Origin of the sequence: Collinsella aerofaciens (assembly GCF_005844325.1) — a bacterium.
GTDB classification, from domain to species: domain Bacteria; phylum Actinomycetota; class Coriobacteriia; order Coriobacteriales; family Coriobacteriaceae; genus Collinsella; species Collinsella aerofaciens_G.
In genome coordinates, this window is record NZ_SPFY01000001.1 from 120,835 (window position 1) to 144,893 (window position 24,059).

At 54.3% G+C, this 24,059-nt stretch carries 26 protein-coding genes; 4 read left to right on the forward strand and 22 right to left on the reverse strand.

Going from position 1 to position 24,059, the window contains the following annotated elements; translation table 11 throughout:
- Nucleotides 1-33: 33 nt before the first annotated feature.
- The 19 genes from FGQ61_RS00550 to FGQ61_RS00645 all read right to left on the reverse strand — a co-directional run bounded on the left by FGQ61_RS00550 (nucleotide 34) and on the right by FGQ61_RS00645 (nucleotide 16,718).
- Nucleotides 34-1,068: a CD1107 family mobile element protein gene (locus tag FGQ61_RS00550; protein ID WP_138374221.1), complete on the reverse strand. Its 1,035-nt coding sequence runs from the start codon at nucleotides 1,066-1,068 to the stop codon at nucleotides 34-36.
- Nucleotides 1,061-1,300, reverse strand: a complete 240-nt coding sequence (locus tag FGQ61_RS00555; RefSeq protein ID WP_118625738.1) for a DUF4315 family protein — start codon at nucleotides 1,298-1,300, stop codon at nucleotides 1,061-1,063. Before FGQ61_RS00555 ends, FGQ61_RS00550 begins: the two co-directional genes overlap by 8 nt.
- Nucleotides 1,301-1,315: 15 nt before the next feature.
- Complete coding sequence (locus FGQ61_RS00560) at nucleotides 1,316-3,025, reverse strand: C40 family peptidase (protein WP_138374222.1); 1,710 nt, start codon at nucleotides 3,023-3,025, stop codon at nucleotides 1,316-1,318.
- Entirely contained in the window at nucleotides 3,022-3,231 is a 210-nt protein-coding gene (locus FGQ61_RS00565) for a hypothetical protein (protein ID WP_229025887.1), read from the reverse strand. Before FGQ61_RS00565 ends, FGQ61_RS00560 begins: the two co-directional genes overlap by 4 nt.
- 174 nt (nucleotides 3,232-3,405) lie before the next feature.
- Complete coding sequence (locus FGQ61_RS00570; protein WP_138374223.1) at nucleotides 3,406-5,196, reverse strand: reverse transcriptase domain-containing protein; 1,791 nt, start codon at nucleotides 5,194-5,196, stop codon at nucleotides 3,406-3,408.
- 493 nt (nucleotides 5,197-5,689) lie between these two features.
- On the reverse strand, nucleotides 5,690-7,864 hold the full coding sequence (locus FGQ61_RS00580; protein WP_171021461.1) for a VirB4-like conjugal transfer ATPase, CD1110 family: 2,175 nt from the start codon (nucleotides 7,862-7,864) through the stop codon (nucleotides 5,690-5,692).
- Nucleotides 7,785-8,216 carry a PrgI family protein gene (locus FGQ61_RS00585; RefSeq protein ID WP_007883202.1) on the reverse strand — a complete coding sequence of 144 codons (432 nt, stop codon included), beginning with the start codon at nucleotides 8,214-8,216 and terminating at the stop codon, nucleotides 7,785-7,787. Before FGQ61_RS00585 ends, FGQ61_RS00580 begins: the two co-directional genes overlap by 80 nt.
- A gap of 12 nt (nucleotides 8,217-8,228) precedes the next feature.
- Nucleotides 8,229-8,669 carry an XF1762 family protein gene (locus tag FGQ61_RS00590; RefSeq protein WP_138374225.1) on the reverse strand — a complete coding sequence of 147 codons (441 nt, stop codon included), beginning with the start codon at nucleotides 8,667-8,669 and terminating at the stop codon, nucleotides 8,229-8,231.
- A 13-nt stretch (nucleotides 8,670-8,682) separates the two neighbouring features.
- Nucleotides 8,683-9,552: a VirB6/TrbL-like conjugal transfer protein, CD1112 family gene (locus FGQ61_RS00595; protein WP_138374226.1), complete on the reverse strand. Its 870-nt coding sequence runs from the start codon at nucleotides 9,550-9,552 to the stop codon at nucleotides 8,683-8,685.
- A gap of 79 nt (nucleotides 9,553-9,631) precedes the next feature.
- Nucleotides 9,632-9,847 (reverse strand): Maff2 family mobile element protein, encoded by a 216-nt coding sequence (locus FGQ61_RS00600; protein WP_021633195.1) that lies wholly within the window; start codon nucleotides 9,845-9,847, stop codon nucleotides 9,632-9,634.
- Nucleotides 9,848-9,941: 94 nt separating this feature from the next.
- Complete coding sequence (locus FGQ61_RS00605) at nucleotides 9,942-11,729, reverse strand: VirD4-like conjugal transfer protein, CD1115 family (RefSeq protein WP_138374227.1); 1,788 nt, start codon at nucleotides 11,727-11,729, stop codon at nucleotides 9,942-9,944.
- Nucleotides 11,726-12,202, reverse strand: a complete 477-nt coding sequence (locus tag FGQ61_RS00610; protein WP_118684023.1) for a PcfB family protein — start codon at nucleotides 12,200-12,202, stop codon at nucleotides 11,726-11,728. The genes FGQ61_RS00605 and FGQ61_RS00610 overlap by 4 nt, the downstream gene beginning before the upstream one ends.
- Before the next feature lie 82 nt (nucleotides 12,203-12,284).
- Nucleotides 12,285-12,632, reverse strand: a complete 348-nt coding sequence (locus tag FGQ61_RS00615; RefSeq protein WP_138374228.1) for a DUF7768 domain-containing protein — start codon at nucleotides 12,630-12,632, stop codon at nucleotides 12,285-12,287.
- A gap of 48 nt (nucleotides 12,633-12,680) precedes the next feature.
- Entirely contained in the window at nucleotides 12,681-13,517 is an 837-nt protein-coding gene (locus FGQ61_RS00620) for a DUF6017 domain-containing protein (RefSeq protein WP_138374229.1), read from the reverse strand.
- 27 nt (nucleotides 13,518-13,544) lie between these two features.
- Nucleotides 13,545-14,327: a phosphoadenosine phosphosulfate reductase domain-containing protein gene (locus tag FGQ61_RS00625; RefSeq protein WP_138374230.1), complete on the reverse strand. Its 783-nt coding sequence runs from the start codon at nucleotides 14,325-14,327 to the stop codon at nucleotides 13,545-13,547.
- Between the two features lie 34 nt (nucleotides 14,328-14,361).
- Nucleotides 14,362-14,865, reverse strand: a complete 504-nt coding sequence (locus tag FGQ61_RS00630) for a hypothetical protein (RefSeq protein WP_007883215.1) — start codon at nucleotides 14,863-14,865, stop codon at nucleotides 14,362-14,364.
- Nucleotides 14,866-14,884: 19 nt separating this feature from the next.
- Nucleotides 14,885-15,148, reverse strand: coding sequence for a DUF5720 family protein (locus tag FGQ61_RS00635; protein WP_021633188.1), 264 nt, complete (start codon nucleotides 15,146-15,148; stop codon nucleotides 14,885-14,887).
- Nucleotides 15,138-15,752, reverse strand: a complete 615-nt coding sequence (locus FGQ61_RS00640) for a hypothetical protein (RefSeq protein WP_116705169.1) — start codon at nucleotides 15,750-15,752, stop codon at nucleotides 15,138-15,140. Before FGQ61_RS00640 ends, FGQ61_RS00635 begins: the two co-directional genes overlap by 11 nt.
- Nucleotides 15,753-15,803: 51 nt before the next feature.
- On the reverse strand, nucleotides 15,804-16,718 hold the full coding sequence (locus FGQ61_RS00645; RefSeq protein WP_138374231.1) for a ParB/RepB/Spo0J family partition protein: 915 nt from the start codon (nucleotides 16,716-16,718) through the stop codon (nucleotides 15,804-15,806).
- A 339-nt stretch (nucleotides 16,719-17,057) separates the two neighbouring features.
- On the opposite strand from FGQ61_RS00645, the gene FGQ61_RS00650 reads away from it, so the two are divergent.
- On the forward strand, nucleotides 17,058-17,354 hold the full coding sequence (locus FGQ61_RS00650) for a hypothetical protein (protein WP_171021462.1): 297 nt from the start codon (nucleotides 17,058-17,060) through the stop codon (nucleotides 17,352-17,354).
- A 276-nt stretch (nucleotides 17,355-17,630) separates the two neighbouring features.
- Here FGQ61_RS00650 and FGQ61_RS00655 read toward each other — a convergent pair whose 3' ends face one another.
- Entirely contained in the window at nucleotides 17,631-18,086 is a 456-nt protein-coding gene (locus FGQ61_RS00655) for a PH domain-containing protein (protein WP_138374233.1), read from the reverse strand.
- 916 nt (nucleotides 18,087-19,002) lie between these two features.
- The gene (locus tag FGQ61_RS00660; protein WP_138374234.1) at nucleotides 19,003-19,368 is read right to left on the reverse strand and encodes a hypothetical protein; all 366 of its coding nucleotides are present in this window, start codon (nucleotides 19,366-19,368) and stop codon (nucleotides 19,003-19,005) included.
- Nucleotides 19,369-20,347: 979 nt separating this feature from the next.
- Between FGQ61_RS00660 and FGQ61_RS00665 the strand changes: the two genes are divergently transcribed.
- Entirely contained in the window at nucleotides 20,348-20,776 is a 429-nt protein-coding gene (locus FGQ61_RS00665) for a hypothetical protein (protein ID WP_138374235.1), read from the forward strand.
- Nucleotides 20,777-22,092: 1,316 nt separating this feature from the next.
- Nucleotides 22,093-22,476: a hypothetical protein gene (locus FGQ61_RS00675; protein WP_138374237.1), complete on the forward strand. Its 384-nt coding sequence runs from the start codon at nucleotides 22,093-22,095 to the stop codon at nucleotides 22,474-22,476.
- Between the two features lie 483 nt (nucleotides 22,477-22,959).
- Here FGQ61_RS00675 and FGQ61_RS00680 read toward each other — a convergent pair whose 3' ends face one another.
- Nucleotides 22,960-23,397: a hypothetical protein gene (locus tag FGQ61_RS00680; protein WP_138374238.1), complete on the reverse strand. Its 438-nt coding sequence runs from the start codon at nucleotides 23,395-23,397 to the stop codon at nucleotides 22,960-22,962.
- Between the two features lie 245 nt (nucleotides 23,398-23,642).
- On the opposite strand from FGQ61_RS00680, the gene FGQ61_RS09735 reads away from it, so the two are divergent.
- Nucleotides 23,643-23,768: a hypothetical protein gene (locus tag FGQ61_RS09735; protein WP_267471256.1), complete on the forward strand. Its 126-nt coding sequence runs from the start codon at nucleotides 23,643-23,645 to the stop codon at nucleotides 23,766-23,768.
- The last annotated feature ends 291 nt before the right edge of the window (nucleotides 23,769-24,059 follow it).

The following is a 24,059-nucleotide window of genomic DNA, read 5'->3' on the forward strand; positions in this document are numbered from 1 at the left end:
TCAGGCGTTCCAGCGGATTATTGGTGAAGTATCTCATGTGTCCGTATCCTCCGTAGTATCCTGTTCCGGTTCGCCCTCATACGGCTCAAACTCGTATTCGTCCTCGTCCTCGCCGTAGTCATAATCGTCCAGATCGGCGCTGCCCTTGGTTTGCGGCTTGGCCTTTTTCTGCTTGAAGATGTAGAACGCTGCACCGCCGCCCAGCGCGACGATCAGCAGAACGACAAGGATGCCGCCCACGCCGCTCTTTTTCTCCGGTTCCTCGGCGGCGGGTTCTGTCGGCTCAGCGGGGACTTCTATCTTTGCCTCCTTGCCCACGCACTCGGTCATGTTGACCGCACAGACGGGGCAGGATGTATTGACGGCACCGGCCACGCATTTTGTGGTGCAGGAGCAAGTGGCGGGCGTTTCTTCCTCGCCGGTCAGCGCCATCAGGTCGGCCTCATCCACCTGATTCAAGAAGTGGACGGTTTCTTCGCCCTCATCGTCACGGTCAATAATCAGGTAAAACACATTGCCGTTCTTGCTTTCCAGCGTAATGAACTGTTTTCCAGCCTTGGTGCTGGTGCCAATATCGTCGATCAGCGTCAGATTGCCGTCCGGTGTCAGCGCGTCGCTGCCGCCCGTCATGCTGCCGACAAGGAGCTGCCAGAGGTCGGCCAGCTCTTTTTCATCAAACGGAAGCGTAATGCCGCCGATACTCACGGTACTGTCGGCGGCGTCGGTGACGGTCAGATAGCTGCCGTACACATAGCCCACACGGGCAGGTAGCAGGATTTTTACCCAATCGCCGTCCCTGCCAATCACATCGACCACCGTGCCGTTGGGGAGCTGCGTAAACGCGGTGTTGTCCAGTCCCGCGCCGGTGCGGACGTTCAGGTTGCCGCCGTTGGTCGTGACCGTGCCGATCTGTTTTGTTTCCTGCGTGCCTGCGGCGCTGCTTTCGACGGCAGGCAGCGTATCATCGGGATAGTCGCCGCTGCTGGCAAAAGCGGAAACGGGGAGAATCCCGATACACAAGAGCATCAGCAGCAGACTGATAAAAATGCGCGGTGTGTTCTTAGTCATGGTTCAACGCCTCCTTTTCCAAAGTGGCCGGTGCAGGCGCGGCCTGCATACGGCGGAACAGCTCGGCAAACTGCTCCATCGTCATGCCGTTCTCACGCACCATGCCGATGATGTCGGTGTCCTCCAGCTCACGAATCTGCTTTTCCAGCTCGCGGTTGCGGCCTTGCAGATCAGAGATTTTGCCTTTGTTCTTCTCCAGCTCTCCACGGAGCTTCATAATTTTCGGGTTCATATCGTTCACTCTCCTTTACGGCAAGCGCCCATAACGGTAGAAATGGGACTGCCAATAGCTTGAATTTAAGTTTGTATAAGAGATCGGATCGCCGCAGTGGATCATCATATTGTTGCCAACATAGATACCCACATGGCTGACACCGGGGGTATCATACGTTCCGGTGAAAAACACCAGATCGCCCGGCTTGACGTTAGCAGAGGATACAGGCGTACAGATATTGCAAAGTCCCTGCGCGCCCAGTCTGCCCACATCCCAACCGGAATGATTGATGACCCAACTGACGAAGCCCGAACAGTCAAACGAGGTGGAGGGACTGCTGCCGCCCCAAACGTAGGGGTAGCCGAGATACTTTTCCGCTTCCTTGATGATGGCGGCAAATACCTCATCGTCCAGCGCCTCCGGGGGAATGTCGTAGTCGGTATAGCTGCCCTCCACATACTTGCCGATGTAGCCTGAACCGGGGAACAGGTCGGGACGGTTGCCGAGGGTGGCCATATAGGTGGCGTACATTCCGAGCTGTTCTTCGCTCATAATGTAGACGGGAACATGAGAGAGATTGAAGTTTTCCAGCGTGACCGTGCAGATGTAGTAGTCATACGGCACCTGATAGGTGTCCGTATGGGTGTTGCCGTCCGCGTCCGTCCATGTGTCGGTTTCTGTGCGGTAGCGGGTTTCCACCACCACATCCTCGGTCAAAATGTACTGGCGGTCAAAGAGCATCTGGAGCGTACCCTGCACCTCATCCAGCGTCCATTCCCCTTGATGCAGCGCCGTAATCATGGAAATGAGTACATAGGGGTCATGCTCGATGGTGTCCAGATCAAAGTGGTACTCATCGTAGTCATGGGTGCTTTCGTAGGTGTCGAGGTAGCGCTGAAGCTCTGCTTCCATCACGCAATACTGCGCTTCCGCGCCCAGCATATCGGCGTCCTGCGACGGATAGGTACTGGCCGCGATCCCGGAGCCGACGCCATCCATCATCACCGAGCAGGAGGACAGGCCGTTGAGCAGAAATGCCAGCATCAGCAGAATTGCGGCGGCAATGGCAAAGCCGCGCCGGTGTTCCCACACATATTTGCCCGCTTTCTCAGCCTTTTCAGCGGCTTTTTTCGCGGCCTTGGCGGTATTCTCTGCCGCCTTTGCCGTAGTCTGCGCCGCCTGATTGTGCTTGGCAGCGGCATACTGCTTCTTAATTGCCTGCTTCTGCTGCCATTTGGAAACGGGATTGCTGGTGGGGCTGTCGATCTCTGCTTTCTTCTGGAGCGCGTCAAGATTGGCTCGTTCCAGCTTTTTCTCTGCACGGATGGCAGCACGATAAGGCTTGAGCTGATGGGCGCGGTGGGCAGACTGCACCAGCCGCCCGCCGCTCTCCACGGCTTGCTCTACCTTGTGCGCGGCCTCTACGCCTACATTGTCATCCTCGCTCTGCCGCACCTCCCGGTGAACCTGAGAGAGAACAAAGCTGGCGGGGGCATCCTGCACGGCATGGGTCAGCTTTGAGGGCGGCTTTTTCTTGTCCACCTCCTCAAATCGGAGCTGCGTTTTGACCTTGCCGGTGGCAGGATCAAAGCCGCGTTCCTTTTTGACCACGGTTTTCTTGGGGATTTTCGCCTGCGCCTTATCCGCCTTGGCCTCCGCTTTTTTCACCCGCTTGATGGGCTTTTCCAGCTTCGGCTCGGCAAGATCGGCGTCGGAAAACTGCAAACGCGGTTCTCTTTTCATGCCGACGCCACCTCTTGCGGTTTGGTGGTCATGACGCGGTACAGTTCGGTGTCCTTCGGGAAGTGGTCAATGAAGGGCAGGATCGTGTTGCCGTAGAACAGCAGCCCCTCGCCCTCGCCGGAGTGGGTCACATAAGAAAGCTGATGCGGCGAAATGTTGAGCTGCTTTGCGAGAATCTGCCGGTCGCCAGCGGCCTGATTGAGCATATAGATGAAATCGCTGTTCTCAAAAATGTTCTCAACCTCGCGGCTGGATAACAGGTCGTAGGGTAGGGTAAAGGCGCCTTGCCGCCGTTGGCGGTAGGTTTCCTACACCCTCCCTCGGAACCGGACTTACTCCTCTCGAAGTATCCGGCTCCCCATTAGTAATTAACGTATTGATTAGTGTCTGTGTATTCTTTCATGGCACTTGCTACAAACAACAAGCGTTTTCCGCCGCTTCTTTTTCATCACGGTTTCCCAATCAGAATTACCCAATTCGTTTAAGTTCCGTATAACGTGAACCTCATACAAATCGGCTTCTTTACACCCACATAGTTCACAAACTCTGGCATTGAGCCGTTGTCTAATAGTGGTTTTCCAGCTGAATTTCTTTCTCTGATAAATGATGTCACTCGCTTCGTCACGCTTACAATCTGCGATTTTAACAGGGCGAACACGTTTTGTTCCTGCTTTAGTTTCATAAGGGACAGACCATGTTTTCCCGTCTTTATACTGGCGAATGATTTTGCGGATACTGGTTTTGTGCTTATTAGCAATCGTCTTTAAGCAACTGTACTCCATAAGATAGCAGAAGTAGTCCAGCGTGTGATAATCACAAGCCAGATTGTAATAGTTGCATAATCCTCTTGCTTCGGCATTGTACTGTTCCACAATCTCATAATCCGCAAGGTTGAGAAGTCCGGCTCGGTGTATCGGCTGAAACTCCCCGTTTTCCTTTTGGCGAATGACTTTCTTTGCAAACATGAATTTCTCAATCTTTTCCGTATGGGGAACAGACAGGGCAACTTTCATGTGCAGGGTACGGGATTTTCTCCACGTTCCGTTTTTCATTCTGTGACCTTTGACTTCCTGATTTCTGCGGACGCAAATATCATATCCAATGAAACGGACTTTTTCGGAGCTGTGCGTTATCAGCGTCTTTTCCTCGCTTAGAGTTAATTTCAGCTCTGTGCTTAGAAATTCAGCGATTTCGGCTTTCAAGTCCTCACATTCCGCTTTTGTGCCGCACACACCTGCCAGCCAATCGTCCGCATAACGGACAAAAGTGAACTTCTTGTTGTCGGCAGGTTTGCAGGGCAGATTTCTCATAGCTTTCTTCTGTGCCCTATGCTGGTCAATCAGTTCTTGTCTTGCCGCTTCATCAGCGGTATGGTCAATCCAATAAGACAGTCTTTTTAATTCTTTGCTTGCCGCATGATATTCCGGTGTCTGATATGCAGACTTCGGCTTATCAAAGCGTTCTGCGATTTCCCGAAACTTCTTGTCCAGCTCATTCAGATAGATATTTGCAAGTATTGGAGAACAGATACCACCCTGCGGGGAACCGCTGTAAGTGGCGTTGTATTTCCAATTCTCGATATACCCAGCTTTCAAAAACTGGCGAATGATGTTCAGAAAACGACTGTCCTTGATTTTCCTGCTCAAAATCTCAATCAATTTTTCGTGATTGATGTTATCAAAACAACCTTGTATATCGCCCTCGATAAACCAGACCACGCCTGTGAAGTCAGAAGAAATCTGACGGAGTGCGGTATGACAGCTTTTACCCGGTCTGAAACCGTGGGAGCGGCTGTCAAAGACAGGTTCATAGATAGCTTCTAAAATCATTCTGACAACTTCTTGCAGGAGCTTGTCACGGAAAGACGGGATACCCAGCGGACGGAGCTTTCCGTTTTTCTTTGGAATATACTCACGCCTTACAGGATTGGCTTTGTAGGTTCCGTCCTTTAGTGACTGGATTAACTCTTTTACATAGAAGTCACTGAAACCGTCTGCGGTATCGTTGTCGATACCCTGTGTTGTTGCACCTTTGTTTGCATAAAGTTTCTGATAGGCGGCGTAGTAAATATCTTCACGAAGTAAGTATCTGTAAAGTCTTGTGAATACGCCGTCTTTGTGTTCGCTGGAACACTTTTCAATACGCTCTAAAATTTCAGATGTTGGTTTCATTGAGGTTTCTCCTCCCTTTCATTCTTACATTTTAGATGTTACTAACTGGCTCCCTTCGCCATGTAAGGGTCGTTATCCCTCTCGGACTACTATGGAGCCTCCGTTACCATATCCGGCAAATGAGCCAGACTTAGGCAATCCCCAGTTAGCACTGTGCATAGGTTAGTGAAGATTGTCGGATATGCTTTCGGTTCGTTGTGACGTGTTCTCACGCCTGTTTCATAACGTGTTGGCAGTTGTCCCGCCGTGAAAGATGACGTGACAGCGTTATGACATGGGTTTCAGGACTTTTCCCACACCTACAAAAAACAGGAACTGGAACCTTACATTCGATAAACCCAATCTTATCCTCATATCTTCTTAACATTAGGAAACAGTCGCACCTAAGTCCTTTGGTGACTATTCCTTTTTCTGCCATGCGCTGTTCCCGTAAAGGATTTCTCCTTAGTCGGTAAGGCAGATTGTTTCGCACACTGCCGTGTGCGGCAGTACCTTAGACTGCTTTGCACAGCGCCCTATCTGGGCGCACTTTGACATTTTGCGTGATGCCGGTGGGGATTCCGCCCCATTTGCGATAGCGCTTCCAAATCTCGACGCTGTACGAGGCCGTCTGTTCCTCCTTTAAGAGAAGATGGAATTCATCAAGATAATAGCGGGTCGTTTTATGGGCGGCGCGGTTGATGGTCACACGGTTCCAGACCTGATCCTGCACCACCAGCATCCCAATTTTCTTGAGCTGCTTGCCCAGCTCCTTGATGTCGTAGCAGACGATGCGACTATTCACATCCACGTTCGTGTGATGGTTGAACACATTCAGAGAGCCGGTGACGTAGATTTCCAAAGCAGTGGCGATGTACTGCGCTTCCTTTTCATCCTGCGCACGGAGGGCGTTATACAAGTCCTCCAGCAGCGGCATATTCTCCGGTTTCGGGTCATTGAGGTAGTCCCGGTAGACGATGCGAACGCAGCGGTCGATGATGGTCTTTTCCACAGGGGCAAGCCCATCCTTGCCGCCGACGATCAGCTCGCACAGCGACAGAATGAAGTCGGATTTCAGGCTCAGCGGGTTATCATCGTCGCTGTAATCCAGATTCAAGTCCATCGGATTGATGTAGCAGGGCGAACCGTCATAGCCCTTGCCAGTGGGCGACAGCTTAATGACCTGACCGTGCAGACGCTCCACCAGCGGCGTATATTCGCCCTCCGGGTCACAGATAATGATGTCATCCTTGGGGCAGATAAGAAACGCATTGGTGATCTCACGTTTTGCCGAGAATGACTTGCCGCTGCCGGGAGTACCCAAAATCAGACCGTTGGGATTTTTCAGCAGCTTCCGGTCTACCATGATGAGGTTGTTGGAAAGGGCGTTGATGCCGTAATACAGCGCCTCGGAGCCAGTCTGAAACAATTCCTGTGTGGTGAAAGGCACAAAAATCGCCACGCTGGAGGTGGTCAAGCCCCGCTGAATCTCGATCTGATTCAGCCCCAGCGGGAGGCTGCTCATCAGTCCTTCCTCCTGCTGGAAGTCCAGCCGGGTCAGCGCGCAGTTATATTTCTGCGCGATGCTGGAGGTCTGGAAGATGTTGTTGTCAAGCTGCCGGGGTGTGTCCGCCGTGTTGAGAATGAGGAAGGTCAGCAGAAACATTCGCTCGTTGCGGGACTGCAAATCCTGCAACAGCTTTTTGGCTTCTGCGCCGTAGGTGGCAAGGTCGGATGGGATAATGTCCATATCGTACCCGGCGCGGACGGCCTTCTTCTGTTCCTCGATTTTGGACTTGTCGAGATCGGTGATCTTGCGCTTGACGGTCTTGATGGCGTTGACCTGATCCACGGACTGCACATGGAGATTGACAAGGACGCTGCTCTCCATATCCAGAAAATCGGCCAGCATCCGGTCATTCAGCTCCGGTGCCAAAATCTGCACGAAGCTGATCGCACCCAGCTTTTTGCCCATGCGGAACATCCTGCCGGTCTTGAACTCAAAGGAGCTGGGCGCGATAAAGTCCTTGGTGGACAGCCCGGAGGGAGCCAGCCAGTCCCACGAGAAGCGGAACGGTTCCTGCTCGTCCATCCGCAGGATGTCGTGCATAACGTGCAGGCGCTCGAAGCCGTTCAGCGGCGCAGCCACAACGCCCAACCGCTTGAAGTTGTTCAAAAGGTCGGTTTCGATGCGCTCCAAACGGGGCTTGGCGGCGCGGAGGTTGTCGGCCTCAACACCGAACGTGAGATACTTGGTCTTAATCAGGCCGTTGTTGCCGCGGGCAAGCTGGTTTTGCAGCATACCGGCGTACTCGGCGCGGATGCCGTCAAATTCGTCTCCGCAGGGCGGGATAGAAATGCTCCGTGCAAAGGTTTCCTGCGAAGCCGAGAGGTTCACAAAGGAAAGCTGGAATTGCACGGAGCTGTCAAAGTAGTTCAGAAAATCGCACCACGCTTCAAAGATGGCGGTCTTGTCCTCATTCTGCGAGAGCTGGTAGTTGATGTCCTGATACTGGATCGTTTTGGTGTAGCGCGTGTCGGTCACACGGCAAATGCCGTCCGGCCACATACGCTGATACGGGATGCTGTCCTGCGCCGATTTTTCTTTCTTATCCGTTCGGTTCGCTCTTGCGATGGCGGCTTCGATCTGTTTTCGTTCGGCGTGGGTCAGCTTTTTCTTTTCGGACAATTTGATACACCTCCCGGTCTAACTGGTTTTGCCGCTCCAGAACGGCATAAAAATTGTTGGTCTTATACGGACGCTGCTTCGGCCGCTGGAAGCACACACGGTAGATGTTGCGGATGACGACCTCCAGCGGCTGACCGTTCTTTTCATACATGGCGAACAGCATGGCCGGGATCATCACCACCATCATCACCATGGCGGCGGGGCTGGTGCCGATGCTTCCCTTGAGCAAGAAGAAAAGCGGTACGCCGATGAGCGCGCCGCTTCCGAAGCAAATGAGCTGCCGTTTCGTGAGATTGAACAGCACCTTGGTTTTTACTTTGGTTAAGTCCTTCGGGACGTTGACATAGGCCATAGAAATCCCCCCTTACAAGAGCCTTTCATATCGAAGTTTCATCTGCGCCGGGTACAAAGCGGAGGCGGGCTTGCGGCTGCCTGTCCAGCATTTGCCGCCTGCCAAACCTGCGCAGCTCCAGCCAGCGGCGCGGAGACTGCTGCCGCTCTCGCTATCCAGCGTATAGGTGATGATCTTGCGGTATCCCATTGCCTTTGCCGCCCGCGCGGATGCGGCATAGAGGATGCTGCAAGCGTTCTTCTCACCAGTGGTGCAAAGGCGATTGACCTCCAATGTCCAGCCATCATCCAGATGTCGGCTCACAGGACGGCCTACGATTGCAACACCGACAAGCTCTCCATCCTTGGCACAGCCGATGGAAAACTTATGCCCAGCAGTTGCCTTATGGTGCCGGTGATGCGAATTGACAAATGCGTTCGCTGTTGCAAGCGCGACGGGCGTGAGTGTCAGCATGGTATCACCCCCGTTAATGTGCATTGAACACGGACTTGGCAAGGCTGCTGGTTTTGAACAGGCAGAAGCACAGCAGCACCGTGTAGCCCATGCAAGTCCAGATGGCGTAGATGATGTCATCCACAAGCGCGATGTTCTGCACCAGAACGGCGTAGATGGCAACGCAGACGATGATGAGAAATGCTTGGAAGCCCAGCGCCAGCAGGGAACGGATGTAGTTCTGTCCCATGCCGCCCCATTCCTTGCCCATCATGGTCGCCATCGGAATGGGGGCAACAGAGGTGACGAGATATATTTCAATCATTCTTCCGAATGTGATAATGAAAATGCAGATGGTCAGCGCCCACATGGTAATGCCAACGAACAGCGACTGGAACCATAGGCCGAAGAGCGGCCCCAATTCCATCTCCATCAGCCGATCCTCAATGCCCACCATGACGCTTGAAATGTCGATGCTGGTATCGCCGATAATCAGCCCGGAGGCGCTGGCAACGACGCTTTGGGCAGCGTCAAACACGCCCATCACAATCGTCCATGTGTTTGTTACGATCAGGACAGCGGCAGCGGACTTGAACGCCCACTTGAAGAATATCCATGTGTCCATGTCGTTGAGGTTATTTTTGTCGGTAATGAGCTGGATCAGTTCCAGCGTCATCACAAAGGCGAGAATTGCGCCTGCGATGGGGACGATCACGGTTTCCGACAGATTTTGTATCATGCTGAAAATGCTGCCGTTCCATGCCTGCGGCGATAAGCCCACCTGACCGGAGATCTCGGCAACCTTTTGATTGGTTGCATCGAACATCCCGGACAGATTGCTCACGATACCGCCGATGAGCATTTCTTTCAGCCATTCCGTGATCTTATCCCATAAGAAATCCATAGGGTTGCCCTCCTTTCGGGAGGATGCCGCCCGAAAGCAGCACCCTCCGTGGATTTATGGGAAGCAAACGAGCTGCCGATTAGCCGAACAGACCGGACAGCAGCGGCACGAGGGTAATGCCAATCAAAGCCACCCCGCCACCGGCCATCAGCTGCTTCATGCCCTGAGATTTGGCGCCGGGGTTGTCGTTGCCGTAGCCTTCCAGCAGATTGATCGCGCCCCAAATGCCGAGGCCAGCGCCCAGCGCCACAACGAGGGTCTGAAGAACACCAACAGCAGAATTAAAGAAAGCCATAAATAGTACCTCCGAAAAATATGTTTTTAGATTTTGGAGGGTACATTTCTTCCACGAAGTTTCATCGAGTCGTTGTCAAATCAGGCTGCCGCCGTCAGGCGACAGGTTCACCGGAAAGGTCTGCCTGATACACCTCAACTGCATCATCCGGCTTGAGCTTGAGGCGATGGGACAGAAAACGCTCTATGTCAAAGGCGTATTTCTTGTCATAATCCGCGGTGTAGCGGTAGAGGGGATGCTTGGTGAGATCATATTTGTTGGACAGAAACGGGCGGACGCCGCGAAGCTGCAAGATGCACTTGCCGCCATCCAGCACGGCAAGCTCATCCACGCTCATCAGCTCCTTGCCCAATTTCTGATAGTTCAGCGAATGGGAAACCTCGCGGCCACGGCTCTCGCCGGTGTTATAGCTGTCGATGGTTTCCTTGCCCAGCGCCGCCGCCAGCTCTTTCAGCGTACCGGGTTCCTTACCACCCAAAAAGATGGAACAGTCCATGTTGCCGATGATCGTATCCGCGCTGTCTTTATACAGGGCTTTGAGCTGGCTCTGTGCCTGCAAGACAAGGCAGCAGGAGATTTCTCTGGAACGGATCGTCGCTACCAGCTTCTCAAGCCTCGGTATCTGCCCGATGTTTGCCGCCTCGTCGATCAGGCAGCGGACGTGAACCGGCAAGCGCCCGCCGTACACATCATCCGCCTTTTCACACAGCAGATTGAAAAGCTGGGTATAGCACATGGAAATGAGAAAGTTAAAGGTATCGTCCGTGTCGGACATGATGATGAACAGGGCGGTTTTCCGGTCGCCCAGCGTGTCCAGTTGCAACTCGTCATAGGCCGTCAGTTCCCGAAGCTCCTGAATGTCAAAGGGCGCAAGCCGTGCGCCGCAGGAAATAAGTATGCTTTTCGCGGTCTTGCCAGCACTTAGCTTGAATTTGGCATATTGGCGGACGGCGAAGTGGTCTGACTTGCGCTTTTTCAGCTCGTCGAACATCAAGTCCACCGGATTTTTGAAGTCCTCATCGTCCTCACGCACCTCCATCGCATTGATAAATTCAATGAGCGTGGAGAAGTTCTGTTCCTCCACCGGCGCTTCATAGTGGATGTACCCGATGAGGGCGGTGTAGAGCAGCGTTTCCGCCTTCACCCAGAAATCGTCACCGGCTTTGCCCTCGCCCTTGGTGTTGGCGATCAGCGTCGTGACCAGCTTCAAAATGTCCTTTTCCGAGTGGATGTAGGCGAACGGGTTGTAGTGCATGGACTTCTTGAAGTTCAGGGAATTGAGAATCTTGATCTGATACCCGTTCTTTTGCAGCGCATGGCCGCAGGAAACCACGATGTCCCCTTTGGGATCGGTGACGACGAAGCTGGTGGGATAGGTTTTTGAGGTGCATTGCAGTAGATTGGGCTTCAACCAAAAGCGGGTCTTGCCCGAACCGCTGCCGCCGACGATCAGGACATTTTTGTTCCGCGCCGTTTTCGGGTCTTTGGGGCGGCTATTCATCGTCAGCCGCTCCGTCTGCGTGAGAATGATGTTGTTCTCAAATGCGGGATCGACGTAGGGCTTGATGTCCTCCGCGTTTCCCCAACGGGCGCTGCCGTACTCCAGATTTTTGCGGAATTTCTTTGCGTTTTTGCCCTTGATATAGACCGCCAGCCGAATGGCGATGGCGGCGGCAACGCCCACGCACAGGTCAATGGGATGAAAGCTGGGGACAAGGGAGTGAAACGCCGTGTTCAGGCCGGTCATAATGTTCAGGAGCTTCGTGGAAGCGTCTGAACCGGGAGCCAGCCGCACCGCCTCGCTGACCTTGGTGGCCAGCAGTGCGATGAACACATACGGAATATTGGGAAGAATGAGCTTTTTGACGTTGACTTGCTTCATCGTTCCAGCTCCTTCCGCTTTGTCCTGTCCACCACAGCCGCCTGAATGAGCGACTTGAAGTGTTGCAGCTTTTCCAGCACCGAGGGGCGCTCCGCCTTTCTGACCTGCTTGGCGGTATATTCCTTGAACGCGGCGGTCATGGCGTCGGCGTCCGGCGCTTTGAAGAACACCATGTATCGCTTTTCGCCCTTGACCTTGAATGGAGCGAAGTCAATGCCATACTTCCGGGCAATCCGGTTGAATGAGCCGATATTCTGATCGGTGACTTCAATGCTCTGCAATCCCTTATCCTTGGCGGCAAGCTGCTTGACGGTCATTTTCCCGTGGGGATTGGCCTTGCTGTACTGATGCTTCTGGCGGTCGTTTTTCAACTGCTCCAGCAGCTTGGCAACGGCCTTACGAAATTCCTGTTCACCTAGCTTCCCACAGGAGATCATCAGGGATACGATTCTCTGTTCAACTTCTTCCTGCATGACTTATCACGCTCCTTTCCTTCGATTTGCAGGGAGAATGCCGGGACACTAAGGCGGAACCACCAGCCGGTGCAGAAGATGCTTATTCATTTCTGCGCCCCTGTCCCTTGACGGTCAGGATGCCGTCCAGCGTGGTGGCGGTGATCCGCAGGCGCTCGGCCACGGCGATGTCGTTTTTCACGCTTTCATCCACGATGCTGCCGCAAACCACCAGCACACGAGCGCGGCGCAGATGCTCCCGCGCCATGTCGATGCCGTCTTTATGCTCCTGCGGAATCTCATCGCGCAGGAACAGCGGCAAAAACAGCGTGGGGCAGATGGGCGAAAAGCCCGCGTCATAGACTGCCCTGCAATACTTGGCGGCATTTTCGGTGTTCTCAAACTCGTTCTCGCTCCACGGAGCGGTGATGTAGGCAAGGGGGCGTTTCATCGGTATCAAATCCTTTCTCCCAAAATCGGGCATGAAAAATGACGGCCTTTAGGGGCCACCGTGAAAATCGTGATTGACCAGCATGGCATAGTGGTTGTCGATGGTGGAAACGGAATTGAACAGCGCCGCCATGAGATAGGCTTTCGTATTCCAAACGCGGGTGGTGTTCTCGCGGATACCGTCCATGACCTTTTCGATATGCATGGAGGTGATCTTTTCAAAGCGCTGTTGGACGAAGCCGGTGGGATACTCCGCATCCCGCCCGATCTTGACCGTGGGGCTGCGGTTTATGGCGACCTCCAGCATGATCTCTACCAGCTCATCAAGCTGCATCCGGTCATACTGCTGACAGAGAATGTCGTATTCGATTTGCTCTCTGATCTCCGCTTTTTTCTCAAACCCGTCCGTCATTCCGTCCGCCGCAGGCAGAAAGAATGAATGAGTGCTTGATAGATCAGTATTTGATTTTTGAGTATTAGATTTCTTAGTATTTAATTGCGCGGGATTATCCGTATCCGGTGCCTCCGTATCCGGGTTATCCAGATACGGGTTTTCCGTATCTGGTAAAGTCGTATCCGGTGGAGAGGGCTTTCGGGGCTTCTCGAAGATGGTGTACTCCGTGTCGGAAATGCGCCCGTCCTTGCCGCGAAGCTGACGGCGGATGATGTAGCCCGCCAGCTCCAGCTCCTTGAGCGTTTTCCCGATGGCGTCCACGCCCTCCTTGCAGATTGCAGCCAGCCCCCGCGTGGTGTAATTCCACTCGTCGGGGAGGGAGAGCATCATGGAGAGCAGCCCCTTGGCTTTTAGGGAAAGATTGCTGTCTTTCAGGTGATGGTTGCACATCACCGTGTAATCCCGCGTCCGTTCAACGCGAAATACAGCCATATTGCTTCAATCCTTTCCGCAGAATGGTCAGGCTGTTTGACCGTCCTCCTTGGCAAATCGCTCGTCCAGCCGCTCCACGCTCCAGTTCTGCTTGAACTGTCCCAGCGGGCCGGTGCCGAACTGCGCCAGCGCACGGCGATCCAGCTCCATCAGCTTTTCCCACAGCTCCGGGTGGTGTTTTCGCAGCTTCCGCAGCTCGTCGATGCGCTGGAACGGGCAGCACCAGCAGGACGCACGGTGGTATATCTCATACAGCCCGCCGAAGTCAAAGCCACGGTCATAGCAGGCTTGGAGCGCCTGCACCTCCGTAATGCCCCACTCCACAAGGGGATACCGCTCGTCCTTGCAGCGCCACGCTTCATCGGCGGCGATACCGACATAGTGGATCGCGCCCAGCTCGCCTTTGAGCCGGTTGACCTCCTTGGTGATGAGGTGCGTTTTGAGCTGCCCGGTACACCAGCGGACGCGGATACCCGGCCAGCCGTTGCCGTAGGGCGGGATGCCCAGCTTTGCGCGGTTTTCCAGACTGCGGGGCTTCTGCTTGGGTTCGTCGAACATCAGGTATTCAAAGCCCTTGGGATGCCGCAGCGTGGTAATATGGATGCCGCGCTCCCGGAAAAGATGCTCGTCCAGTTTGGCAAGGTGTTCGTACATTTCCGGGAACTCCATGCCGGTGTCCGCTGACAGCACCATGTCGATGGGCATATCCCGTTCGATCATCAAAAGCAGCATGGCGGTACTGTCCTTGCCACCGGACAGGCTGACGGCGTGAAACTGCTTGCCGTTTGCGTTCTGAATGGTTTCCCGCATAGGAAAGCCGCTCCGTTTCCACTCCTTTCCCACATCACAGCTCATAGATGGGCTGCTCGTGTTCGTAGTAGGGATCGCACAGGGCGGCAAGCTCGGCCACCAAGTCCTCCAAATCCAGAGAAATCTCGCTGTCTGCCCAATCGCTGCCCTTGTAGACGCGATACTCGGTGACGTATTCGCCTTCTCCGGCGTTCACGCTGAATTTGGCAACGACGGCAAAGCCCATATCCTCCAGCAGCCACAACTCCATCGACCGGGCGGCAAACACCGCGCCGATATAGCTGTCGCCTACGTCCTCATAGAGAAGCGTCGCACGCTGCTTGAACAGCTCCGCGCTGCGATAGTCCAAGCTCAGCGCATTCTTGCCGTCTGCGCGATAGGCATAGACCGTTTCGGCCTTGTTCCAAACGGCTTGCAGCAGGGCGTGATAGTCAATGTTTTCCAGAAACTCGTCGATCTCCGTTTCTGTGTAGCCGACCTCCGTACCCTTGCGGAACAGCGTGGTCAGCGCTTTTTCCAGCTCTGTTACTCTGCTCATGGTAATTCCTCCAATCACTTTAGTGACGCCGCTTTTTCCGGTCAGGGAGGATATGCCCCTCAATGACGGCGGCGTGTTTGCGGATTTTGATTTCTCCGCGCCTCTCGGATGCCTGCGCCTTGGCATATCCCACGTCGGAGAGGAACAACCTCAGCCGTTCGCCCTTTTCACCCACAGGAGATTTCCATGACAGGACATCAAAAATAATCATGTGGCGGGTTTCGTCCATAAAGCGCTCCAGCGCAAGGATGCTGTGCCCGCCGACAAAATCATCAGCGTTCATATTCGGCACCTCGCGCTCTGATCTGAAAGGCGGCAAGCCCATAGCGGGCGATCAGAGTGGCGTTGACGATCAGGCGCAGCGCCTCCGGGTCAATGACCTCCGGTTCCGCCAAGTCCGCCATCGTGACGGCCTCCGTCTTGTCGCAGAGGTCGCGCGCTGCCATGAACAGTGCGTAGTTGTGCGGCGAGGTGTTTTTCAACACCGCATAGCCGAACTCAATCCCGTCCTTGCAGAAGCAGTTTGCCGTGCGGCGGTAAATGTCGTCGTTGGAGGTCAGCAGGTACATGGCCGCATAATAGGCGTTGGTATCCCTGCGGCGGCGGTAGCCCTGCACGGCACATTGATACTGCATTCGGCGCTCATGCTGCTCGTTGCTCCAGAGGCTTCCGGGATAATGCTTGATCAGCAGGTTCAGGCGCTGGAACAGGCGGCGTTCATGGGGAAATGTCTCTAAGACTGCCTCGCGGTAGCCGACCACACCGGCCTCAATGCGCTCGGCCAGCCACGGGCAGCGCAGGGCGGTACAGCCCAGCTTTTTCACATACTCGGTACAGAGCTGGCAGCTCACATCTTTGGGCGTGTATTTGAACGTGTTGATATACATGGCGTCCTCCTTTTGGCATGAAAATAGCGGACAAACAAACTGCTTGTCCGCTCAACGGCTCTGGTCACGCTGGCGCTTTTTCTGCCATGCGTCCAGTAATTTGAAGATGGTGTTCTCGATCTGGAACGGGGTATAGGAACGCGGGAAGTATTTGCGGAGCTTTTCACCGGAAAGGGTGATGTCGTTTTTCTCCGGTTTCTTCTGCTCCATCATAATGGAGAGCATGGTGTCCTCGTTCAGCTCGCCGCTCTGACTGAGCTTTTTCATCCGCTGCGCCTGCGAGAGCGAGGGGGTGGTCTGTTCGCTGTCGATGGTTTCCAGAAGCAGCCCTTGTTCCTTGGGTGTCAGCGCCGCAAGCTGATAGGCGGGACTGAGGGCGATTTTCTTCTCGTCCACCATCTGCTGAAGCTCCGGGACTAACTGCGTCAAGGCGATGTAGTTGCGGATGGTATCTCCGCTCACACCGGCATCCTGACCAACTTCATCATCGCTGCGGAACTTCGCCGAAATTTTCGGCGAAGTCAGATCCGTTCGTGCGCCCTGCCGCTTGATGGCCTCCATCTTCATCTTGTAGGCTTTGGCGCGTTCGGAGGGGAGAATGTTCTCACGCTGAAGGTTGCTGTCCACCATGATGATGGTGGCAGCGTCCCGGTCAATGTCGCGGACAATGACGGGCATGGTGGCCAGCCCAGCCAGCTCGCAGGCGTGTTTGCGGCGGTGGCCTGCAATCAGCTCATAACCGCCGTCCTCCCGTGGCCGCGCCAGCGCGGGGACGAGGACGCCGTATTCCTTAACGCTTTCGGCGGTTTCCTGCATGGACGCATCCTCCCGCACCTGAAAGGGGTGATCCGGGAACGGATGCAGCTCGGAGAGCGAAATCTGAACAACTACTTCCTGCTGCGGTTTCGGCTTTTTGGATGGCGCGGGCTTTTTGCCCGGTTCCTTCTGCACGGCTTTTTCAGGCATTGTGTTCCTCCTGTCGGCATCTGATTTTGGGTACAAAAAAAGGACATTTCTTCTTTTCAGAGGAAATGTCCTGATTTCTTGGACGGGCTGACAGCCCGCCCAAACAGTATTTAGTTTTTGTCGTTACTATAACACCCCCTACGATATAACTACTTCGCGGCTCGATTTTTCGGTTTGGAAAAGGATGAAAAACCTTGCCAGATAACCGAAAACCCTTGATATACGGGGCTTTTCCGGTTTGTCGTAATTATACCGTAAGGGCACACCTTCGCGAAGCAGTGGATCCGCCACGGCGGCGACATCAAGGCGCTGCAGTCGATCTTCGGGCACAAGGACGCCATGGTCACGCTCAACGTCTACGCCGACATCGAGCCGATGTCCAAGATCCAGAACATGCTGCGCGTGTTGCCGAGCCTGTGGCGAGGCTACCTCGGCCTGAGGGTGGACCCCGGCCCCATGTTCCAGCAGAAGATCCGCGAGGCGATCGAGACGCTCGAGGCGTTCGGCTACGGCATCTCCGAGCCTGACGACCGCAACGTCCTCATCCGCGACGTTCAGACGATAAGCCGCCTCTACCCCACCGAGTACGCGGCAGTGCTGGGGGCCATCCCGACCGAGGCGACCGTGGTCGAGTAGAGGCTGAGACATGCGCTTTCCCAAATCCGTAGCGCAAGTACGGGAATGTGGAATAGCGTTCAGATATATTCTACCCGGTCATCTCGGTGACGCAAATGCGGCACGGGTTTCCGCGAACGCGGATGCCCGTGCCTATCTTTTTATGATTGTGAATACGCCTGCGCGAATGTAGATGAAGCCCCGCGGTTCAGGCCGGGGATTTTCAGCCGCGCCGCCCGATTTCGAATAAAGGCCTGCAAATGCAGACGGCTTTCGGGGGGCCCGACGGCACCTCTCTCAAAAATGGGAGTATGGCCCGAGGCCGCACCTGTGCCCCAGCTCCGCCACGAGGGCATCGTTGTCGGTCACCGAGACGATGGCGTCGCCGTCGTAGGGCGCCTCGATGTAGACGCGGTCGAGCGAGTTGGCCGTCCCCGCCCAGAGCGTCCTGGTGCGCCGGACGCTCCGCACGTGGGCGTAGGGTATCACCGAACGCGTCCCAGCGTACACGACGACGAGGCGGTCGCCGTAGAGCTCGAGGCGGTTGCTGCGGACGGGAAGGGCGGCCAGGGCCACGAGGGCCGGGACGGGCAGCAGCGCGAGCCAGCCCCATAGGAGCGCGGGACTCGAGCTCAGGAAACACGCGATACACGCCGCGGATAAACCGCCCGCCACAATCACCATGGCCGCTATGAACCACGGGTCTGTCCTGCCGGGGAACACCCGCTCCGGCCGCTCGTCCTTCTCACCCATTACGGCCTCCCTCCCGACGCCCTCCCTGGCGGAGCGTGGGGCCGGAGAGTGCCTTGAACCCGTCGCCGACCATCTCGCCCCCCGTTCCGTGGGCCTTCTGTAGTGGTGTGTACCCCCGACTGTTCGACGGATGTCGTACGATTAAAAGTTTGTCTAACCTTTTAAGACGGGTGCAGCAAGATCGAGCAGATTGTCCGTGCGAGAGGCTTCCCGCCGCAGCGCCCGGTCTCGGGTTCGATGCATCGACATCCGTCTCAGGTGGTATCTCCGCTGCGCGGCATTGCAGGGTGCAAAGCCGCGCAGCGGAGATACCACGGAGTACGCCGAGGCTTTGCTCGCGTGGGCTGAAACATATTCCCAATCCGGGAATGCATATATATAAGTGCGATCGTTTTGCCGTAGATGGGAAACCCGTCGGCCGGGCGGGACCGGAGAGCCGGGCGGGACCGGAGGGCCGGGCGGCGAATGCGAAAGGCCGGATGCAGCCGATGCCCTGAATGAGGTCCCAACACATGGGAGGGGCAGGTGAATCCATCTCTTTGGCCGCTCCCGAGGGCATGGATTTCCCAGCCCTCGCCCCCGAGGACATCTTGCAGACGATTCGCAGGTCTCCGAGCGGTAGGTACCTGATGGAGCAGAGGGCCGCGCTGGCGTAGTTGCCGCACTTCGACGATATGGACGATGACGAGCTCCGCCAATTCGCCGCCCAAGTCAGGCCGTGATTTTATAGAATTCAGGGAGGACCGCTGTCACGTTCGCCGTTTAAGAAGGTGCCGCTTTGAAATATCTCGTCGAGGATTTCGATGATCCGGCAGATCCCGTCCAAGACTACGCCGAGGCCAAGCAAATCGTCCGAAAAGTACTCGGCTCCCACCCATCGGTGAGACAAGCTGCCACATGGCCATGGAAGCCTCATTTATTTGCGAAGAACATCGGCTAGCCGCAGGATTGAAATCATCGACCGATAAGTGAGTTCCACCTTTTCGCCCGCAAGCAGTCGTTTCGAGCCAATCTCATCTAGCCCCACAAGCCGAGAAAACAGCGGGCCGCTCATCGTGCCCTCGTCAATTGACTCCCTTATGGTCTTCAAAACGTCCGTATCATGAAGCGATGCCGAGCTGTAGGGGGCAACACGAGCGGAACTCTCAATTAACGACGAGACAAAAGGATGGAGATGCTTTGGACATAGTCCATCAAACACCACATCCCCATTGTCATCCGAGCCGACCAGGCGCCAAGTATAATGATCGACCCAGTCATCTCCGTCATATATGGCGTCCATGAGCAACTTCCCGTCTAGAGAGAGAAACCTATTTGGACATCGGGGCGCAAGACCGCAATCCATATCGGGCCTGCAGCAGCTCCAACCCAACGCACCACATAGTTTCCCTTTCGTACATGTGTATCAATCTCCCCGAAATGCCGGAGAATGCAATTCCAGACCCGTTTGTCGGATAGCAATCGACGTATTTTTGTTTTCCGCTCACAACCTTGTATAGATATATCGTTCCAGCAAAAGAGAAGGTATCGTGACTATTTTAGATCTATATGGCCAATTCGAGCCCTCACCATGGCAATTGTGGCAGCTGGGTTTCTTTTCATTAAAATTTCACTTTGTTAAATCCCTGCCCCTAAGCATTAAACCCGAAGTCCACCGAGTGGGCGAAAGTAAAAGAGGGTCGAATCCGAAGCAGTTCCCAGACAATTGGCGTCCGGCCAGACACTTCGGTTTGGCCCTTTCTTTCCAGGACTCTATAACAGCAAAGCACCTGCTAGATGGGCTTTTTGTGGGTGGGTAATTGTAACAGCTGATTGAACTGCAACGCGCTGGGGCCAATAGGGCGAGGCAAACTGGCGAGGTGTGTCGTCGCGAGTGCAATCGCCACGGTCGACGACGCGGTCGTCCAGCTGCCGCGGCACGGCGCCACCGCTGTGTGTCTGGCCCTCGGCGCGACAGAAGGAGACACTGTTGTGGCCGATGGGCTAAGACCGTTGCCGACCAAGTGCCGTTAGCGGCCATTGGCACATGTCAGCCAGACTGATTCTGTGGGTATAGGGTGGCATTTCACTAAGGTCGGAAACTCCCGCAACCATTGATTGATTTCGACATGTCCGAAATTCATATTACGTATATGGGTAACAATCATTTATAGGAGCCCTCAAGTAACCTTAGTAACCGAACCGGGGCAGAAGGGCCTACAAACAAGCCGCGACTAACAGCTTCTTCCGCATTTCTTTAGGCAAGCGAAAAGAGGGATGGCATGACGGCCAAGAGCTACGTAAAGATCGTTATTGTTGGCTCTGCACTTTGTCTTGCAATGGTGCTATGTGCATCATTTGCGAGGTATAGGTCCGAGCAGTCGTTCATCGATGGCGCTGAAAACGGTTTTGGCATAGACGGGATGTATGTCAACGATGGCGCGACCAGGCCGTCTATGGCGATTCTTGCAGGCGAAGACATGGAATGGCAAATCTGTAATGACGATGGCTCTTGTCTGAGTGGTCGTTTGGCCGCAACGAGCGACCCGAATTCGTTCGATCTTCTCGACAATGATGGATCGGATTGCGGTTCAGTTCACCTGTCGTATGCATCACGAGACGGGATGGACGGCATTCTCTACGTCTCCCACGAGACTGGCGATTTCAAGATGCGCAGGACTAACCGAGTGCCGGCTTTTATCGAGGAGTGAGAACTCCCGGCGGTCTGCCGATCAGGCCGCCGGGGTATCGAACCCCGCATTCATCCGTACACACACGGATGAATGCGGGAAGTGTCCGGATGAAGTTGATAATCAAGGAAACAATGCCGTTCTGCCTGGGACGGCTTTGGCCTGGACTTTAACTACAACATCGCGATCGACACTTATCAGCTCGCGCGACGCGCATGGCCAGATCTCGGACGCTGGTGCATGGAGGACCTTCGAGATTTACTGTACATCCAAAACGACGACGCACACCGCGTGCTCGCCGACTGCGAAGACGAGTTGGCTGTCTACAATGCGATCAGAAACGGCGTGAAGTCCGGAGAGCTTTCTGTCGAACCGCCGCGCCGTCGCGCGAGCCGACCGGGCAACCCGGGCGATCTGGTCCTGGCTCTCCCGATCGTATTCCTACGATATCGCCCCTAGATCACCAATGTGTCAGATAAAGAATGAGGCAATGGCTGTGATCACGCCTACGGCGGACGCAACGACTGCGCCTTTTTTCCTCTCCTTTAGTCCGATGAATAGGGTTGCCGTAAAGTAAAGGGCGGAAATGCAGTCTATGGCAAGCAAAACGAGTTCCTTGGGCGGTTTCAGCAAAAGGTCGCTAGCAAAGAGTGATGCGAGCAGGGTAAAGCCGATTGGGACCAAGTATCTCGAGTGATTTTGCGACAGCATGGCAACCGCCTTTTAGAACATGTAAGTGAAAAGTCGGTACGATGTCATTGCGGTTGCAAACAAGCCGCCGCCAGGACCGGTTGTCACGAGACCGGCGATAACGCATTTTCTCGGTTTCCAGCTCATGACAGGCCCCTCTCTCATGGTGCAACGCATACATTATGAGATATGCACATTATCTCGCTAATTAATTTCAATATCCATCATCCAACTAAAGAATACTGACTCACTGGTTCAGCGACGATGCATTTTTACCCTTGCGTTCCCACTCGCCGCGTCGGCGGTCGGAAGGGTCTCCGTCTCGCATTTAGCGACCTTGCACCCGTATCTGTCGAGCCAGGCGGCAAGCGCATCCCAATCGACGCGCTTCCAGTCGCCGCTCGGCGCGTGCTGCATCACGAGGCCTCCGGCGACCATGAGCGCGTGGACATGCTCTCCTTGCAGGCCAGCAATGATCCCGCCGGTGCATACGATGCTAGGTCGCTGTGCCGGCACTGCGCAAACGTATTGGCCTTTGTACCCCTTTTGGCAACTTTAGCATGACTGTAGGTTAAACCAACCCACAGCCATGAGCACGTTAACGTAGTACTATGCTAATTACACGGATAAGGCAGGGGTATTTTTCTTTGGCGAATAAATTTGTATTTTATGGCAAGGGGAGTGGCGTTAAGGTTTTCATCGCTATATCAGTTGCCGTGTTCGCATTCTCTGCGCTATTTCTAAAAGTGGAGCGTTGCCAAAAAGATAGCGGAGGTGACTATTCACATTTGTGGTTCGTGAGCGGATTGGTGTTGAACGTTGACAGCTCTGGCGATTTTACCATGTCGGTCGAAAGCGAAGATCCATATAACGACGGGTCTGATCGTCTGACCATTCTGGTTGATTCAGAACATACGCGCTATGTAAGCGATAGCCCCGTGAGCGTTGGGTCTAAAGTCAAGGTAGGCTATTTTCTCGATTCCCGAAAGAAAAATACGATTCGCTGCTCTTCTGTGGATGTGTTGGAATAATTTTTGAGTAACTATCAGTAAAAAGCTGCGAGCAAAGGCCGCTCCACGTGGGGCGGCCTTTTTGGTGGATAGACGTTGCGGAGGATGATTGATTGACGTTTTTACTCCGCATGGAAATCGAGTGAGGATTCTGTTCCGCGAGGGGCGTGTTTTGAGGCTCTTGGCGGTACGTAATTCTCGTTCGGCGTCTTGACGGGACAAAACCCTCGGTTGACTTTTTGAAGCGTCCCTAGAATCAGCTGTTACGATAAAAACGGGGGGGGTAACTCCGCGGACACGGCCTAGCGCGCTGCCATCCAGTGCCGATTCTGCCATACTCGCAATTCGGCGAGGATGAGGAGTATGAATTGATCGGGGCTTATAGGACAAAATGTGTGTCCTATAAGCCCCAAGGATGACGATTCCAATACGGATGACGACACCAAAACCGGCATCGACGGTTCCATGGACGATTCGGATTCCAAATAGGCCCTGTTAGTTTATCTACTTCTTTGCCGGTGTCGTATACGAAACCGCTATACCCGCGGCAATTGCCATGAGACAGCTCGCGATGAATCCGAACTCATACTTCAAAACGTTTGTTGCGGTCAGGGCGATAATCAACACGGTCGCAATTTGCAGAATTATCATTATTGCGAAGAGATTGATTCCTTGTTTGGCCGAAGTCGCTGAGTGAGTTTGGCTTTGTTGATTCAGGTTGTAGCTGACAACAAAAGCGACCAGTTCGCTTGATACGGGGCCGACTACATAGAAAAAGATTGCGTCAATGAAGCCTATAGTGTTGTAAGTTGTTTCGCCGGAAAAAACAGTGTATAAAGCATATCCAAATCTTGGCTGATTCATGTATGAGTACGAAAAGACGAAGAGCGTCAATATTGCTACTACCAGAAGTGCATTCAGGACAAATCGTTTGCTTTTCATCGATCGCTCCTTCTGGGTGACTCTTATTTGTAATTCTACAGCATCCATTTGTTTTTCAAAGAATTTGACTGTCCTAAATAACATGCACTTTCGCTGGAGGGTCGCTGTTTGGCGGCCCTCTTTTTTGCACAGGCGCGGTGGGATGGTAATAATCGGGCGGGAGTCAGCCGCTCTGATAGAATCGTCCTTGCTGTCGGCAGCCCTCGTGCCGGGCAGAGCCCTCCATCCGATGGGAGGTGATGCCCATGACCGATTTCACTGAGCTCGTGAAGCTCCTGACTGCTATGGTCTCGCTCCTCACGGCCCTTGTCGTCCTTTCCAAGGCACTCAAGCAGGGTTCGAAGCCCAAAAAGAAAGGCCACCGTCGCTAAGACGATGACCCAACTTCATTAAGCAACGGCTCTGCCCAGCTCTCTACAACTTGGGCTGCCGTCGGCACCATTTTACCCTCCTGACGAGGAATTCGTCCATATTTCAAAAACCAAATTGCGTTTGCTATCGAAGCCTTGATTATCAACTTCATCCGAACACCTCCCACATTCATCCGCACATGTGCGGATGAATGCGGGAACCCGATACCCTGAGGGCCGGACCGGCCGGCACCGGGAGATCGGAGGACGGCCGGTCCGGAAAGAGGAAGAAGGGTTCCGCGGAGGCGGCCC

What these genes read in the sequence shown, in the direction of transcription:
- FGQ61_RS00650 (WP_171021462.1), top strand. Translation starts at nt 17,058, where the DNA reads ATGGTCACGCTCAACGTCTACGCCGACATCGAGCCGATGTCCAAGATC.
- FGQ61_RS00560 (WP_138374222.1), bottom strand. Translation starts at nt 3,025, where the DNA reads ATGAAAAGAGAACCGCGTTTGCAGTTTTCCGACGCCGATCTTGCCGAG.
- FGQ61_RS00680 (WP_138374238.1), bottom strand. Translation starts at nt 23,397, where the DNA reads ATGAAAAGCAAACGATTTGTCCTGAATGCACTTCTGGTAGTAGCAATA.
- FGQ61_RS00625 (WP_138374230.1), bottom strand. Translation starts at nt 14,327, where the DNA reads ATGCGGGAAACCATTCAGAACGCAAACGGCAAGCAGTTTCACGCCGTC.
- FGQ61_RS00645 (WP_138374231.1), bottom strand. Translation starts at nt 16,718, where the DNA reads ATGCCTGAAAAAGCCGTGCAGAAGGAACCGGGCAAAAAGCCCGCGCCA.
- FGQ61_RS00570 (WP_138374223.1), bottom strand. Translation starts at nt 5,196, where the DNA reads ATGAAACCAACATCTGAAATTTTAGAGCGTATTGAAAAGTGTTCCAGC.
- FGQ61_RS00620 (WP_138374229.1), bottom strand. Translation starts at nt 13,517, where the DNA reads ATGGCTGTATTTCGCGTTGAACGGACGCGGGATTACACGGTGATGTGC.
- FGQ61_RS00605 (WP_138374227.1), bottom strand. Translation starts at nt 11,729, where the DNA reads ATGAAGCAAGTCAACGTCAAAAAGCTCATTCTTCCCAATATTCCGTAT.
- FGQ61_RS00565 (WP_229025887.1), bottom strand. Translation starts at nt 3,231, where the DNA reads ATGCTCAATCAGGCCGCTGGCGACCGGCAGATTCTCGCAAAGCAGCTC.
- FGQ61_RS00550 (WP_138374221.1), bottom strand. Translation starts at nt 1,068, where the DNA reads ATGACTAAGAACACACCGCGCATTTTTATCAGTCTGCTGCTGATGCTC.
- FGQ61_RS00585 (WP_007883202.1), bottom strand. Translation starts at nt 8,216, where the DNA reads ATGGCCTATGTCAACGTCCCGAAGGACTTAACCAAAGTAAAAACCAAG.
- FGQ61_RS00615 (WP_138374228.1), bottom strand. Translation starts at nt 12,632, where the DNA reads ATGAAACGCCCCCTTGCCTACATCACCGCTCCGTGGAGCGAGAACGAG.
- FGQ61_RS00655 (WP_138374233.1), bottom strand. Translation starts at nt 18,086, where the DNA reads ATGGGTGAGAAGGACGAGCGGCCGGAGCGGGTGTTCCCCGGCAGGACA.
- FGQ61_RS00610 (WP_118684023.1), bottom strand. Translation starts at nt 12,202, where the DNA reads ATGCAGGAAGAAGTTGAACAGAGAATCGTATCCCTGATGATCTCCTGT.
- FGQ61_RS00665 (WP_138374235.1), top strand. Translation starts at nt 20,348, where the DNA reads ATGACGGCCAAGAGCTACGTAAAGATCGTTATTGTTGGCTCTGCACTT.
- FGQ61_RS00630 (WP_007883215.1), bottom strand. Translation starts at nt 14,865, where the DNA reads ATGAGCAGAGTAACAGAGCTGGAAAAAGCGCTGACCACGCTGTTCCGC.
- FGQ61_RS00635 (WP_021633188.1), bottom strand. Translation starts at nt 15,148, where the DNA reads ATGAACGCTGATGATTTTGTCGGCGGGCACAGCATCCTTGCGCTGGAG.
- FGQ61_RS00600 (WP_021633195.1), bottom strand. Translation starts at nt 9,847, where the DNA reads ATGGCTTTCTTTAATTCTGCTGTTGGTGTTCTTCAGACCCTCGTTGTG.
- FGQ61_RS00640 (WP_116705169.1), bottom strand. Translation starts at nt 15,752, where the DNA reads ATGTATATCAACACGTTCAAATACACGCCCAAAGATGTGAGCTGCCAG.
- FGQ61_RS00595 (WP_138374226.1), bottom strand. Translation starts at nt 9,552, where the DNA reads ATGGATTTCTTATGGGATAAGATCACGGAATGGCTGAAAGAAATGCTC.
- FGQ61_RS00660 (WP_138374234.1), bottom strand. Translation starts at nt 19,368, where the DNA reads ATGGACGCCATATATGACGGAGATGACTGGGTCGATCATTATACTTGG.
- FGQ61_RS00555 (WP_118625738.1), bottom strand. Translation starts at nt 1,300, where the DNA reads ATGAACCCGAAAATTATGAAGCTCCGTGGAGAGCTGGAGAAGAACAAA.
- FGQ61_RS09735 (WP_267471256.1), top strand. Translation starts at nt 23,643, where the DNA reads ATGACCGATTTCACTGAGCTCGTGAAGCTCCTGACTGCTATGGTCTCG.
- FGQ61_RS00590 (WP_138374225.1), bottom strand. Translation starts at nt 8,669, where the DNA reads ATGCTGACACTCACGCCCGTCGCGCTTGCAACAGCGAACGCATTTGTC.